Below are 13,842 nucleotides of genomic sequence, written 5' to 3' on the forward strand. Positions count from 1 at the left end.
GGGCCGCCGCACCCACCGGGTGCGGCGGCCCTCGGCGTATGGGCGGACTCGTACGGCAGGATGTGCGGCATGGCCAGTGCAGAAACGACGCGAGCGAGCGTCCACGAGCCGGACCCGGTGCGGCCGACCCATGAGGACGGCGTCGCCGCGGCCGGCAGCGAGCTGATCGGTGGCCCGCTCGGGCGGCGTGCCCTGCTCGGGGCATCCAGGTGGACTCCCGTACGGGTGATCGCACTGGTGGCGATCGGCATGTTCGCCCTCGGCCTGGTGCAAAAAGCGCCTTGCTACAACGGTGCCTGGTTCTTCGGCGCCAGCTCCCAGTACACGCACGCCTGCTACTCGGACATCCCGCACCTCTACCAGGGCCGGGGCTTCGCCGACGGGCTCGTGCCGTATTTCGACAAGCTCCCCGGCGACATGCAGTACCTGGAGTACCCGGTGCTCACCGGCGTCTTCATGGAGGTCGCGTCCTGGCTGACGCCCGGCAGCGGCACCATCCAGGACCAGGAGCAGTGGTACTGGATGGTCAACGCCGGGATGCTCATGGTCTGCGCGTCCATCATCGCCGTGTGCGTGACCCGAACCCATGCCCGGCGCCCCTGGGACGGACTGCTGGTAGCCCTGGCACCGGCCTTCGCGCTCACGGCGACCATCAACTGGGACCTGCTCGCGGTCGCTCTGACGGCCGCGGCGATGCTGATGTGGTCGCGCGGCCGCTCCCTCGCCTTCGGCGTCCTGCTCGGGCTCGCCACGGCAGCCAAGCTCTATCCGTTCCTGATCCTCGGTCCGCTGCTGGTGCTGTGCTGGCGCGCGGGCAAGTGGCGTGCGTTCGGGACGGCGCTCGGCGGCGCGATCGTCGCCTGGGTCGTGGTGAACGGGCCCGTGATGCTCTTCGCGTTCGAGGGCTGGTCGAAGTTCTACACGTTCAGCCAGGAGCGGGGTGTGGACTTCGGCTCCTTCTGGCTGATCATGGCGCAGAACTCGGACAACCCGCTCAGCACCGACACCGTCAACACGCTCGCCACGCTGCTGATGCTGGTGTGCTGTGCGGGTGTGGCGGCGCTCGCGCTGGCCGCGCCGCGCCGCCCGCGGTTCGCCCAGCTGGCCTTCCTGATCGTCGCGGCGTTCATCCTCACCAACAAGGTCTACTCGCCCCAGTACGTCCTCTGGCTGGTGCCCCTGGCGGCCCTCGCCCGGCCGAAGTGGCGGGACTTCCTGATCTGGCAGACGTGCGAGGTGGCGTACTTCCTGGGCATCTGGCTGTACCTCGCCTACACGACCAGCGGAGACGCCCACAGGGGGCTGCCCACCGACGGCTACCACTGGGCCATCGGCCTCCACCTGCTGGGCACGCTCTACCTGTGCGTCATGGTCCTGCGGGACATCTTCATGCCGGAGCGTGATCCGGTACGGAGGTCCGGGGACGACGATCCTTCGGGCGGCGTGCTCGACGGCGCCGACGACGTGTTCGTCATCGGTCCCGCGGCCCGTTCCCGGAGGCGGCACGCGGCCGCCGGGTTCGACGGGCCGCCGGTCGAGTGGGGCAAGCAGGCCGCGACGGACGGTTCGCTCTGAGCGAACGACGCCGAGATGCCGTCCACGGGACGCGAAAGGCCGTACACGGAGAACCGTGTACGGCCTTCTTGCTGTGTCCTTGACGCGCGGCTCCGGTCAGCGGTCCACGATGCGGTCGAACTGCGTGGTGGTGTGCCGCAGATGAGCCACCAGCTCGTCGCCGACCTTCGGCTCCGGCGCGTCCGCCGGCACGAACAGGATCGACACCTGCATGTGCGGCGGCTCGGCGAACCAGCGCTGCTTGCCGCCCCAGACGAACGGCGAAAGGTTGCGGTTGACCGTCGCGAGGCCGGCGCGGGCGACGCCCTTGGCGCGCGGCATGACGCCGTGCAGTGCCTTGGGGGCCTCCAGTCCCACGCCGTGCGACGTACCGCCCGCCACGACCACCAGGAAGCCGTCTGAGGCGGCCTTCTGCTGCCGGTAGCCGAAGCGCTCGCCCTTGGCGACGCGCGTGACGTCCAGCACCGCGCCGCGGTACTCGGTCGCCTCGTGGTCCCCCAGCCACAGCCGGGTGCCGATGCGGGCACGGAAGCGGGTCTGCGGGAACTGCTGCTGCAGCCGGACGAGTTCCTCGGCCTTCAGGTGGCTGACGAACATGGTGTGCAGGGGCAGCCGGGCCGCACGCAGCCGGTCCATCCAGCCGATGACCTCGTCGACCGCGTCCGAGCCGTCGGCGCGGTCCAGCGGCAGGTGGATGGCGAAGCCCTCCAGGCGGACGTTCTCTATGGCGGCGTGCAGCTGGGGCAGGTCCTGCTCGCTGATGCCGTGCCGCTTCATCGAGGACATCACCTCGATCACCACACGGGCCCCGACGAGGCCGTAGACACCGTCTATCGACGAGACCGAGCGGATGACCCGGTCCGGCAGCGGCACCGGCTCCTCGCCGCGCCGGTACGGCGTCAGCACCAGCAGGTCACCGCTGAACCAGTCCTTGATCCGGGCGGCCTCGTACGTCGTGCCGACGGCGAGGACGTCCGAGCCCAGCCGCGTGGCCTCCTCGGCCAGCCGCTCGTGCCCGAAGCCGTAGCCGTTGCCCTTGCAGACCGGCACGAGGCCGGGGAACTGCTCCTGCACGTGCTTGTGGTGCGCCCGCCAGCGCGCGGTGTCGACGTAGAGCGTGAGCGCCATGGCCGGACCTGGAACCTTTCTCGTGGTTGCCGTGTGTAAGGGGTTGCGTGTGTCAGGGATGGAAGCCGTGAACCTGACGTCAGCGGCGCGACATGTAGATGTCGAGTGCCTTGTGCAGCAGCTTGTTCAGCGGGAAGTCCCACTCGCCGAGGTACTCGGCGGCCTGGCCGCCCGTGCCCACCTTGAACTGGATCAGGCCGAAGAGGTGGTCGGTCTCGTCCAGCGAGTCGGAGATGCCGCGCAGGTCGTAGACGGTGGCACCGAGCGCGTAGGCGTCGCGCAGCATCCGCCACTGCATCGCGTTCGAGGGCCGCACCTCACGGCCGATGTTGTCGGAGGCGCCGTAGGAGTACCAGACGTGCCCACCGACGATCAGCATCGTCGCCGCCGACAGGTTCACGCCGTTGTGCCGGGCGAAGTACAGCCGCATGCGGTTGGGGTCCTCGGTGTTGAGAGCCGTCCACATGCGCTGGAAGTACGACAGCGGACGCGGCCGGAAGTGGTCGCGCACGGCAGTGATCTCGTACAGCCGCTGCCATTCCTCGAGGTCCTGGTAGCCGCCCTGGACGACCTCGACGCCGGCCTTCTCGGCCTTCTTGATGTTGCGGCGCCACAGCTGGTTGAAGTTCTTGTGGACCTCTTCCAGGGAGCGGTTGGCTAGCGGCACCTGGAAGACGTAGCGGGGCTGGACGTCGCCGAAGCCGGCGCCGCCGTCCTCGCCCTGCTGCCATCCCATGCGGCGCAGCTTGTCGGCGACCTCGAAGGCACGCGGCTCGATGTGGTCGGCCTCGATGTCCCGCAGACGCTTCACGTCCGGGTTCTGGATGCCCTGCTTGATGGAGGCGGCCTCCCAGCGCCGGATGATCACCGGGGGACCCATCTTCACGGAGAAGGCGCCCTGCTGCTTCAGGTGCGCGAGCATCGGTTCAAGCCATTCCTGCAGATTCGGCGCGAACCAGTTGATGACCGGGCCCTCGGGCAGATAGGCGAGGTAGCGCTTGATCTTGGGCAGCTGCCGGTAGAGGACCAGTCCGGCGCCGACCAGCTCACCGGTCCTGTCGTCGAACCAGCCGAGGTGCTCGGAGCGCCACTCCGCCTTGACGTCAGCCCAGGCCGGGACCTGCATGTGACTCGCCGACGGCAGGCTCTGGATGTATGCCAGATGCTGCTCTCGACTGATGGTCCTCAGGGTCAGGCTCATTTCGGGGCGCTCCTCGGGCTGGTGTGTCCCCATGGGGTCAGGGGCTCCGGCTCTCGCGCGAAGCCTACTGCGCCTTGGGAGCGCGCCGGTTGGGCGCACGCCCCCCTGCGCCCCGGCCCGTGAGCGGCCGGGGCGTCACGCGGTGTTCAGATGGAGGTGTCCTGGCGTCAGTCGATGAGACCGCCGAAAAGCCCGCCGTGCGCCATGCCCAGGAAGAAACCGACACCCGCCGCTCCGAGGCCGAGGATCAGACCGAAGCGCTCACGGGTCGTCTCCGAGACCCACTGACCGTAGGCGCCGGTGAGAATGCCCACCAGGCCGGCCCAGGAGCTGAGCAGGTGCAGGTCGTCATCGACGAGCGCCGAGACGAACGATGTGATGCCCAGCACCAGTGTCACCGCGAGCAGGGTGTCCTGGAGGGGGTGGGGCTTTCCGTCCGTGGCGAAGAGGCCGCCGGCGTTGTTGGGTCGCAATGCCTGTGCCATAGGGCACCTCCTGCGAAGTCGGCGCATCGTAGCGCCATACACACCCGATGTGTACAGATTGGCTGCCCCCGCGACCGGATTTCAACCGCAAGCCGCTGTGCGGGTACTCTGTACCGTCCGCACCGGTGTCTGCCCATGTCGTGACAGGGGCTTCTCCACGGAACCCCCGATTGTCAGTGGTGGCCGATACCGTTGCCTACGCATCACAACCCTCCTGCCACGGAACGACCGTGGCCGCTGAGTCCAAAGGAGGTGGGTTCCACATGCGTCACTACGAGGTGATGGTCATCCTCGACCCCGACGTCGAGGAGCGCGCTGTCTCCCCGCTGATCGAGAACTTCCTCTCTGTCGTCCGTGACGGCGGCGGAAAGGTCGAGAAGATCGACACCTGGGGCCGTCGTCGTCTCGCGTACGAGATCAAGAAGAAGCCTGAGGGCATCTACTCGGTCATCGACCTGCAGGCCGAGCCTGCGGTCGTCAAGGAGCTCGACCGCCAGATGAACCTGAACGAGTCGGTCCTCCGGACCAAGGTCCTCCGTCCCGAGATGCACTGAGCTTCCACGCTCAGCTGATCCCGGGATTCGAGTAGCAAGCAGCCAGAGCAAACCCGCCGAGAGGTTCCCCATGGCAGGCGAGACCGTCATCACGGTCGTCGGCAATCTTGTCGATGACCCCGAGCTGCGCTTCACCCCCTCCGGTGCGGCGGTCGCGAAGTTCCGTGTCGCGTCCACTCCCCGCACCTTCGACCGCCAGACGAACGAGTGGAAGGACGGCGAGAGCCTGTTCCTGACCTGCTCGGTCTGGCGTCAGGCGGCGGAGAACGTCGCGGAGTCGCTCCAGCGAGGCATGCGCGTCATCGTGCAGGGCCGGCTGAAGCAGCGGTCCTACGAGGACCGTGAGGGTGTCAAGCGCACGGTCTACGAGCTGGACGTCGAGGAAGTCGGGGCCAGCCTGCGCAACGCCACGGCCAAGGTCACCAAGACCAGCGGTCGGGGCGGCCAGGGCGGTTATGGCGGTGGCGGTGGCGGTGGCCAGGGTGGCGGCGGCTGGGGCGGCGGCCCCGGTGGCGGCCAGCAGGGCGGCGGCGCTCCCGCCGATGACCCGTGGGCGACCGGCGCTCCCGCCGGTGGCAACCAGGGCGGTGGCGGCGGCTGGGGTGGTAACTCCGGCGGCAGCGGCGGCGGCTACTCGGACGAGCCCCCCTTCTAAGGGCGGGTTCGCACCCACACTTCTTGATCACACAGGAGAAACACCATGGCGAAGCCGCCTGTGCGCAAGCCTAAGAAGAAGGTCTGCGCTTTCTGCAAGGACAAGGTCACGTACGTGGACTACAAGGACACGAACATGCTGCGGAAGTTCATTTCCGACCGCGGCAAGATCCGTGCCCGCCGCGTGACCGGCAACTGCACGCAGCACCAGCGTGACGTCGCCACGGCCGTCAAGAACAGCCGTGAGATGGCGCTGCTGCCCTACACGTCCACCGCGCGCTAAGGAAAGGGTGACCGACTCATGAAGATCATCCTTACCCACGAGGTCTCCGGCCTCGGTGCCGCGGGCGACGTCGTCGACGTCAAGGACGGCTACGCTCGCAACTACCTCATCCCGCGGAAGTTCGCGATCCGCTGGACCAAGGGTGGCGAGAAGGACGTCGAGCAGATCCGTCGTGCTCGCAAGATCCACGAGATCCAGACCATCGAGCAGGCCAACCAGGTGAAGGCCCAGCTCGAGGGCGTCAAGGTCCGCCTGGCCGTGCGTGCCGGCGACGCCGGTCGCCTCTTCGGTTCCGTCACCCCGGCCGACATCGCCTCGGCGATCAAGGCTGCCGGTGGCCCCGAGGTCGACAAGCGCCGCATCGAGGTCGGTACGCCGATCAAGTCGCTGGGCGCCCACCAGACGTCCGTGCGTCTGCACCCCGAGGTTGACGCCAAGGTCAGCATCGAGGTCGTCGCGGCCTGAGTGCCGCGCTCACTCGAGCAGTGAGCGATGGGGCCGCATCCTTCCGGATGCGGCCCCATCGTCGTTTGTTTCACGTGAAACACGCCTTCTCGAACGGTGGTGTTTCACGTGAAACGGTCCGGTGTGCCGAGACCGGCGGTCAGCGGCTCGCGCCTGTCACGAGCCAGCGGCCCGAGCGGGTCCGGGTCAGCAAGGTCAGCATCCGCACGGTCATCATCAGCGTCATCGTGGCCCAGAGGGCGGTGAGCCCACCACCCAGCACTGGCACCAGGAGAGCGACCGGGGTGAAAACCGCCAGGGTGAGCAGCATCGCCCAGGCCAGATAGGGGCCGTCACCGGCGCCCATGAGAACGCCGTCCAGGACGAAGACGATGCCGGAGATCGGCTGTGACAGGGCGACAATCACGAGGGCCGGCAGTGCCGCGTCCCTGACCGCGGAGTCACTGGTGAACAGCGGCAGGAATGCCGGACGAGTGAGGATCACCAAGACGCCGAGAACGGCACCCACGGCGACACCCCACTCCACCATGCGGCGGCAGGCATCGCGAGCCCCCTGGGTGTCACCGGCTCCGAGGTAGCGGCCGATGATGGCCTGTCCCGCAATGGCGATGGCGTCTAGCGCGAAGGCGAGCAGGCTCCACAGGGACAGGATGATCTGGTGGGCGGCGATGTCGGCATCCCCGAGGCGGGCGGCGACCGCTGTGGCGATCAACAGGACCGCTCGCAGGGAGAGGGTGCGCACCAGCAGGGGCACACCGGCCTGCGCGGAGGCCCTGATCCCGGCGGTGTCCGGACGCAGTGAGGCACCGTGCCTGCGCGCACCGCGCAACACCACCACGAGGTAGACCGCGGCCATGCCGCATTGGGTGATCACGGTGCCCCAGGCGGACCCGGCGATGCCCAGGCCTGCGCCATAGACGAGTCCAGCGTTGAGCACGCCGTTCGTGACGAAGCCGGCGACGGCGACATAGAGCGGGGTCTTTGTGTCCTGCAGCCCGCGCAGAAGGCCGGTCGCGGCGAGGACGACCAGCATGGCCGGGATGCCGAGGATCGAGATGCGCAGATACGTGGTTGCGTAGGGAGCCGCCGCGTCCGAGGCGCCGAACAGTTCCACAAGGGCAGGAGCCGTCGGCAAGGCGACGGCGATGACGGCAGCTCCGAGGAGCAGTGCCAGCCAGATGCCGTCCATGCCCTGGCGGATGGCGGCCTGGAGGTCGCCGGCGCCCACACGGCGCGCGACCGCCGCCGTCGTGGCGTAGGCGAGGAAGACGAAGACGCTGACGCCGGTCATCAACAGGGCCGAGGCCACGCCGAGGCCGGCGAGCTGCGCCGTACCCAGATGTCCGACGATGGCGGTGTCGGCCATGAGGAAGAGGGGCTCGGCGACGAGAGCGCCGAAGGCCGGAACCGCCAGCGAGACGATCTCTCTGTCGTGCAGTCTTCGGTCGGCTCGGCGGCGCGCGGGGGCCTGTGTCATGTGCACCAATCTAATCGTCCACAGGTAAGAGATGCAAAGCCCTTGCAGCCCTTACCTTCTGTCTTGTGGTGCGTACTGCTGTGCACCATTCGAAGCGATCTTGGGCTGGGTGGGGAAGTTTTTCTTCTGCACAGCCGGTGGACGGTAAAGGTGCAGGTCAGAAGGGCTTATCTCGCGCGATGCGCTGCTTGTTCACAGGGCTGTCCACCGAGTCGTGCACAGGTTTCGAGGAGTTCTCCACAGCATTGGGGCCGTCGTCCACATGGCCTGTGGATAACCAGATTGGCTGACGGTGCAGACAGGCCTAACGTTGTCCGGCGCCCGCTCCGTCCGCCGGTTTTCAAAGTGTCACAAAACCGGCACCGACCCAACGGAGTTGGGCCTCTCATTTGTCAGTGCCGTGCCGTAGAAATGACGGGCACGGCGAGGTCTGCTGCGGCGGACGGGAGGAGGTGGCTCGGTGAGCATTTCCGAGCCCTTGGACGACCCGTGGGCCGACAGCGGCCCCAGTGATCGTCTGCCCGCCTCCCGTCGCCGAGGCGATGGAGCCCGGGGCCGTGACGAGCAGCATGAGCGCGGCAGGGACAACGGCGCATGGGAAGGCGGCGGGGGTCCGGCCTTCGAGCGGGTGCCGCCACAGGACATCGACGCAGAGCAGTCGGTTCTCGGCGGCATGCTCCTGTCCAAGGACGCCATCGCCGATGTCGTCGAGATCCTCAAGGGCCACGACTTCTACAAGCCGGCCCACGAGACGATCTACCAGGCCGTCCTCGACGTCTATGCCAAGGGTGAGCCGGCCGACCCCATCACCATCGCCGCAGAGCTCACCAAGCGCGGCGAGATCAACAAGGTCGGCGGGGCCGCGTATCTGCACACCCTCGTCCAGACGGTTCCCACGGCCGCCAACGCCGCCTACTACGCGGAGATCGTCCATGAGCGCGCCGTCCTGCGCCGCCTGGTCGAGGCCGGTACGCGCATCACACAGATGGGATACGCGGCCGACGACGACGTCGACGAGATCGTCAACCGCGCCCAGGCCGAGGTCTACGCGGTCACCGAGCAGCGCACCAGCGAGGACTACCTGCCGCTCGGTGACATCATGGAGGGCGCGCTCGACGAGATCGAGGCGATCGGCTCGCGCAGCGGCGAGATGACCGGCGTGCCCACGGGATTCACGGACTTCGACTCGCTCACCAACGGCCTGCACCCGGGGCAGATGATCGTCATCGCCGCACGTCCGGCCATGGGTAAGTCCACGCTCGCGCTCGACTTCGCGAGGGCCTGTTCGATCAAGAACAACCTGCCGAGCGTGATCTTCTCGCTCGAGATGGGGCGCAACGAGATCGCGATGCGTCTGCTGTCCGCCGAGGCCCGGGTCGCCCTGCACCACATGCGGTCCGGCACGATGACGGACGAGGACTGGACGCGTCTGGCCCGGCGGATGCCGGACGTCTCGGCGGCCCCGCTCTACATCGACGACTCGCCGAACCTGTCGATGATGGAGATCCGCGCCAAGTGCCGCCGTCTCAAGCAGCGCAATGATCTCAGGCTGGTGGTCATCGACTACCTCCAGCTGATGCAGTCCGGTGGCTCGAAGCGGGCCGAGAGCCGTCAGCAGGAGGTCTCGGACATGTCCCGTAACCTCAAGTTGCTGGCCAAGGAGTTGGAAATCCCGGTCATCGCGCTCTCCCAGCTGAACCGTGGCCCCGAGCAGCGCACGGACAAGAAGCCGATGGTCTCCGACCTGCGTGAGTCCGGGTCCATCGAGCAGGACGCGGACATGGTCATCCTGCTGCACCGCGAGGACGCCTACGAGAAGGAGTCGCCGCGCGCGGGCGAGGCCGACCTGATCGTGGCCAAGCACCGAAACGGCCCGACGGCAACGATCACGGTCGCCTTCCAGGGCCACTACTCCCGCTTCGTGGACATGGCTCAGACCTGATCAATCCCGTGCCGTGCCACCGATGGACGTGCAGACTCGCCCCATGGTGGACATGAGGGCGTTCCAGGATGCGGTCACCAACTGGGCGACGGGCGGTCCCGACGGGCCGGCGCGGGATCTGGCGGAAAGCCTGGGCGCACGGACCGCGGTGCTGCTGGAAGGGCTGAGCGATTTCGCGGCCGTCGAGGCGCTGGCCGCCCGGCATGGCCGGGACCTGGCCGCCGAGGGAGTGTGTGTGGTGCCGATGGGTGGCGCGATGAGCGTCGGCCGGTATGCCGGGCTTCTCGGGCCGCCCGGCCTGGGGCTGCGCCTGGTAGGGCTGTGTGATGAGGGCGAAAAGGGTTTCTTCCAGCGCGGCTTGGAGCGGTCACAGGCACCGCTGCAGGACATCTACGTATGCACCGCAGATCTGGAGGACGAACTCATCCGCGCGCTCGGCACGGCAGGAGTCGAGGAGGTCTTCCGTGCTGAGGGCGACTTCCGCGCCTGGCAGTCCTTCCAGCGTCAACCCGCACAGCATGGCCGTCCCCGGCATCAGCAGATGCGGCGCTTCCTCGGCACGAAGAAGGGCCGCAAGATCCGTTATGGCCGCCTCCTTGTCGAGGCTCTCGCACCGGACCGGACACCGCCCCCGCTCGACGGCCTTCTCGTGAGCCTGTGAGGGCCTGGACGGACTGCCCTTCGACAGCGCTCGCCGGCGGATGGCGCGGGCATTAATCAGTTGACCGGGTGACACCGGCTGGGCAGGCTTCCGCACGAGCCGCCTGCCCCTACCGGGAGCCCCACGCATGACTTCTCGCCTGCACGCCCTCTGTTTCGATGCGCACGACCCGGTCCGTCTCGCCCGCTTCTGGGCCGACTTTCTCCGCTGGGAGACAGCAGAGGACCCCTCCGACGGCATCACGCTGCTACCCAGCGATGAGACCGGGTTCAGGCTTCGATTCCTCCCGACCCAGGAGCAGAAGACGGGCCAGAACCACATGCACTTCGACCTGACGAGCGTGTCCCTGGACGACCAGGTGCAGGTAGTGGAGAGGGCGCTCCGCTTCGGCGCCCGGCACATCGACATCGGTCAACGCCCGGAGGACAGGCATGTGGTGCTCGCCGACCCCGAGGGCAACGAGTTCTGTGTCATCGAGCCGGGCAACAGCTTCCTCGCCGAGTGCGGATTCATCGGAGCGCTGGCGGGCGATGGTTCGCAGGAGACCGGGTACTTCTGGAGCCGAGCGCTGGGCTGGCCATTGGTCTGGGACCAGGGCCAGGAGACCGCGATCCGTTCACCGCACGGTGGTCCCAAGATCACCTGGGGTGGTCCACCCCTGATGCCGAAGACGGGGAAGGAACGGCTGCACTTCGACCTCGCTCCACCGGCCGGCAGTGACCAGCAGACGGAGGTCGATCGGCTCGTGTCCCTCGGGGCAACTCGCATCGACATCGGTCAAGGGAACGTCGACTGGGTGGTGATGGCCGACCCCGACGGCCACGAGTTCTGCGTGCTGAACCCCCGATAGGCCTCAGAGCGGGGCGGGTGCATGAAGACAGCGCCCCCGATGCACGACATCGGGCCCGTGCCACGCCGACTGCCCGATGCGCTCGACGGAGAGGCACCGGGCCGGGTGGACTGGGGCCCATGACGACATCTCAGCCAGAGTTGCTTCCCGGCACACGTCGGGCGCTGCTGCATCGGATCGCCGTCGCGCAGGCCGAAGGGCGGGCGCCGTCGCTCGTCGCGGCCGTCGTGCGGGACGGGAAACAGGTGTGGACCGGCGCGCGGACCTCCGTGGAAGGGCATGCGCCGGACGAAAACGTGCAGTACCGGATCGGTTCGATCACCAAGACATTCACGGCTGTCCTCATTCTGCGGCTGCGCGACGAGGGGGTACTGGATCTCGGCGATCCCCTGGAAAAGCATCTGCCGGGCACCGGTGTGGGGGAGGCGACGGTGGCCGACTTGCTCGCGCACACCGGGGGGCTGGCGGCCGAGACGCCAGGGCCGTGGTGGGAGCGGACCCCCGGGTCGCTTCGGCCCGAACTCGGCGACGTGCTGGGCGAGCGGCCCGTACTGTTCCCGCCAGGCCGCCGGTTCCACTATTCGAACCCGGGTTACGCCCTGCTGGGCGCACTCATCGAGAGGCTGCGTGGTGCCTCCTGGGAGGAGGTCCTTCGGCGGGAAGTGCTCGAACCCCTGGGGCTGGATCGCACGAGCGTGCGGCCGCAGGCGCCGCATGCGGGTGGCTGGGCGGTGCATCCATGGGCTGACGTCATGCTCCCGGAGCCCGCCGAGGATCTGGGGCGTATGGCCCCGGCCGGCCAACTGTGGTCCACCACGGGCGACTTGTCGAAATTCGCCGTCTTCCTGGTCAACGGAGACGAACGGGTGCTGAGCGCCGGGTCGCTGCGGGAGATGAGGACACCGGCGGCTCCTCACGAGGCAGCGGACGTGGCGAGCGGCTACGCCTACTGCCTGGGCTTGGAAATCAGGCGACAGCAGGGGCGGGCACTGGTCGGCCACACCGGTTCGCTGCCCGGCTTCCTGGCGTGCCTCATGATCAGTGTCGAGGATGATGTGGCCTCGGTCGTCCTTGCCAACTGCACCTCCGGGCCGCTGCTGTTCGCCGTCGCAGCCGACCTCGTCCGCATCGTCGCAGAGGCAGAACCGCGTATCCCGGCTCCGTGGAAACCGTTGTGTGAAGCTGATCCGGCGACGCTGGAGCTTACGGGCCAGTGGTACTGGGGGACACACGCCTTCGCTCTGCGGATGACGGCCGATGGACTCCTCTCGCTGGGCCCCTTGTCCGGCAACGGGCGCCGTTCGCGGTTTCGCGCGAACGGCGACGGCACATGGACAGGTCTGGAGGGCTACTACGCCGGTGAGCTCCTGAGGGCCGTACGGCGACCGGACGGAACCCTGAGTCACCTGGACCTCGGGTCGTTCGTGTTCACGCGTCAGCCGTACGACGAGGGGGCTGCTGTCCCGGGTGGGGTCGACCCGCAGGGATGGCGCGGAATCGGTTAGACGGCGCCCGTCGGGACGCCGGGCGGACTCTGAAGGTGCCTTGTTTCACGTGAAACAGGGCACCTCCGAATCACAGCGGTAGCTTGAAACCGGTGTGGGAGGCCGTGAAACCCAGGCGTTCGTAGAAGCGGTGGGCATCGGTGCGGGTGTTGTCCGAGGTCAGTTGGACCAACTGGCAGCCCTGTCGACGGGATTCGTCGATGGCCCACGCGATGAGCTGACTTCCCAGACCGCTACCGCGCTCATCGGCATGGATACGGACGCCTTCGATGATCGACCGGGTCGCACCACGTCGGGAGAGCCCGGGGATGACCGTGAGCTGCAGCGTGCCAACGATTCGGCCTTCCCGTATCGCCACTACCAGACGCTGGTTCGGATCGGCGTCGATCCGCTCCAGTGCGGTCAGATAAGGGGCGTGGTCGTCCGGTGACTCGCGCTGCGCGCCCAAAGGGTCGTCCGCGAGCATGCCGACGATCGCGGGGATGTCATCGGCGGCTACCCGTCGTATTTCGAGATCTCCCATGGTCAGGACCCTACGTGGGGTCAAGCCGGTGCGAGTGATGGTTACGTCGGCACCGGAGCCTTCAGCGTCTCCACGACCCGGACCAGTTGGGCCAGATCGGGGTTCTGTGCCGCCTCGTCGAGGGCCTCTCGCAGGGCGGCGTCATTGGTCGGCCGGGCCTCATTCAGCAGCTTCAGTCCCGCCTCGGTGACGTTCGTGTAGATGCCCCGGCGGTCGGTGGGGCACAGGTAACGCTCCAGAAGCCCGCGGTCCTCGAGACGGGTGACCAGACGCGTGGTGGCGCTCTGACTGAGAACGACCGCGTCGGCGACCTGCTTCATCTGCAGATGGCCTCCGTCCCCGTCGTGTTGCCGACTGAGTACGTCCAGCAGGGAGTACTCGCGCGCGCTCAGGCCGTGGGCCTGCAGGGCGCGCTCGATGTGGGCCTCGATCTTCCCGTGCAGCAGGGAGAGGGCGCACCAGCCCTGGGCGAGAGCGGTGAGCGCGGGGTCCGTCGCTGTCATTGGCGTTTCCTCCGTCCCGGAGCGGCTGTACCCCAG

15 protein-coding genes are annotated in these 13,842 nt (G+C 67.9%); 9 read left to right on the forward strand and 6 right to left on the reverse strand.

What is annotated here, in order from left to right; genetic code table 11:
• Positions 1-60: 60 nt before the first annotated feature.
• Positions 61-1,575 (forward strand): glycosyltransferase family 87 protein, encoded by a 1,515-nt coding sequence (locus tag IE212_RS20075; RefSeq protein ID WP_190199427.1) that lies wholly within the window; start codon positions 61-63, stop codon positions 1,573-1,575.
• Between the two features lie 96 nt (positions 1,576-1,671).
• Here IE212_RS20075 and IE212_RS20080 read toward each other — a convergent pair whose 3' ends face one another.
• The 3 genes from IE212_RS20080 to IE212_RS20090 form a co-directional block, all read right to left on the reverse strand.
• Positions 1,672-2,703: an alanine racemase gene (locus IE212_RS20080; RefSeq protein WP_190199267.1), complete on the reverse strand. Its 1,032-nt coding sequence runs from the start codon at positions 2,701-2,703 to the stop codon at positions 1,672-1,674.
• 79 nt (positions 2,704-2,782) lie between these two features.
• Positions 2,783-3,904: a peptidoglycan bridge formation glycyltransferase FemX gene (gene femX / locus IE212_RS20085; RefSeq protein ID WP_190199268.1), complete on the reverse strand. Its 1,122-nt coding sequence runs from the start codon at positions 3,902-3,904 to the stop codon at positions 2,783-2,785.
• Between the two features lie 167 nt (positions 3,905-4,071).
• Positions 4,072-4,389, reverse strand: coding sequence for a hypothetical protein (locus IE212_RS20090; RefSeq protein WP_190199269.1), 318 nt, complete (start codon positions 4,387-4,389; stop codon positions 4,072-4,074).
• Between the two features lie 263 nt (positions 4,390-4,652).
• Here IE212_RS20090 and rpsF point away from each other — a divergent pair, with 263 nt between their 5' ends.
• The 4 genes from rpsF to rplI all read left to right on the forward strand — a co-directional run bounded on the left by rpsF (position 4,653) and on the right by rplI (position 6,345).
• Positions 4,653-4,943, forward strand: coding sequence for a 30S ribosomal protein S6 (gene rpsF, locus IE212_RS20095; protein ID WP_190199270.1), 291 nt, complete (start codon positions 4,653-4,655; stop codon positions 4,941-4,943).
• 70 nt (positions 4,944-5,013) lie between these two features.
• Entirely contained in the window at positions 5,014-5,598 is a 585-nt protein-coding gene (locus IE212_RS20100) for a single-stranded DNA-binding protein (RefSeq protein WP_190199271.1), read from the forward strand.
• Between the two features lie 45 nt (positions 5,599-5,643).
• Positions 5,644-5,880, forward strand: a complete 237-nt coding sequence (rpsR, locus tag IE212_RS20105; RefSeq protein WP_003949403.1) for a 30S ribosomal protein S18 — start codon at positions 5,644-5,646, stop codon at positions 5,878-5,880.
• An 18-nt stretch (positions 5,881-5,898) separates the two neighbouring features.
• Positions 5,899-6,345 carry a 50S ribosomal protein L9 gene (gene rplI / locus IE212_RS20110; RefSeq protein WP_003991484.1) on the forward strand — a complete coding sequence of 149 codons (447 nt, stop codon included), beginning with the start codon at positions 5,899-5,901 and terminating at the stop codon, positions 6,343-6,345.
• A gap of 139 nt (positions 6,346-6,484) precedes the next feature.
• On the opposite strand, the gene IE212_RS20115 is transcribed toward rplI, so the two are convergent.
• Entirely contained in the window at positions 6,485-7,822 is a 1,338-nt protein-coding gene (locus tag IE212_RS20115; RefSeq protein WP_190199272.1) for an MATE family efflux transporter, read from the reverse strand.
• A 460-nt stretch (positions 7,823-8,282) separates the two neighbouring features.
• On the opposite strand from IE212_RS20115, the gene dnaB reads away from it, so the two are divergent.
• From dnaB to IE212_RS20135, 4 genes are all read left to right on the forward strand, one after another.
• A complete protein-coding gene (dnaB, locus tag IE212_RS20120; RefSeq protein ID WP_190199273.1) occupies positions 8,283-9,764 on the forward strand; it encodes a replicative DNA helicase in 1,482 nt (493 codons plus the stop codon).
• 43 nt (positions 9,765-9,807) lie between these two features.
• Positions 9,808-10,425, forward strand: a complete 618-nt coding sequence (locus tag IE212_RS20125) for a TOPRIM nucleotidyl transferase/hydrolase domain-containing protein (protein ID WP_190199428.1) — start codon at positions 9,808-9,810, stop codon at positions 10,423-10,425.
• Positions 10,426-10,552: 127 nt separating this feature from the next.
• Complete coding sequence (locus tag IE212_RS20130) at positions 10,553-11,275, forward strand: VOC family protein (protein ID WP_190199274.1); 723 nt, start codon at positions 10,553-10,555, stop codon at positions 11,273-11,275.
• Positions 11,276-11,394: 119 nt separating this feature from the next.
• On the forward strand, positions 11,395-12,780 hold the full coding sequence (locus IE212_RS20135; RefSeq protein ID WP_190199275.1) for a serine hydrolase domain-containing protein: 1,386 nt from the start codon (positions 11,395-11,397) through the stop codon (positions 12,778-12,780).
• Positions 12,781-12,850: 70 nt separating this feature from the next.
• On the opposite strand, the gene IE212_RS20140 is transcribed toward IE212_RS20135, so the two are convergent.
• Both IE212_RS20140 and IE212_RS20145 read right to left on the reverse strand, forming a co-directional pair.
• Positions 12,851-13,303: a GNAT family N-acetyltransferase gene (locus tag IE212_RS20140; RefSeq protein ID WP_190199276.1), complete on the reverse strand. Its 453-nt coding sequence runs from the start codon at positions 13,301-13,303 to the stop codon at positions 12,851-12,853.
• 41 nt (positions 13,304-13,344) lie between these two features.
• On the reverse strand, positions 13,345-13,806 hold the full coding sequence (locus IE212_RS20145; protein ID WP_190199277.1) for a MarR family winged helix-turn-helix transcriptional regulator: 462 nt from the start codon (positions 13,804-13,806) through the stop codon (positions 13,345-13,347).
• Between the last annotated feature and the right edge of the window lie 36 nt (positions 13,807-13,842).

It is taken from the genome of Streptomyces djakartensis, from assembly GCF_014651075.1.
GTDB lineage: Bacteria > Actinomycetota > Actinomycetes > Streptomycetales > Streptomycetaceae > Streptomyces > Streptomyces djakartensis.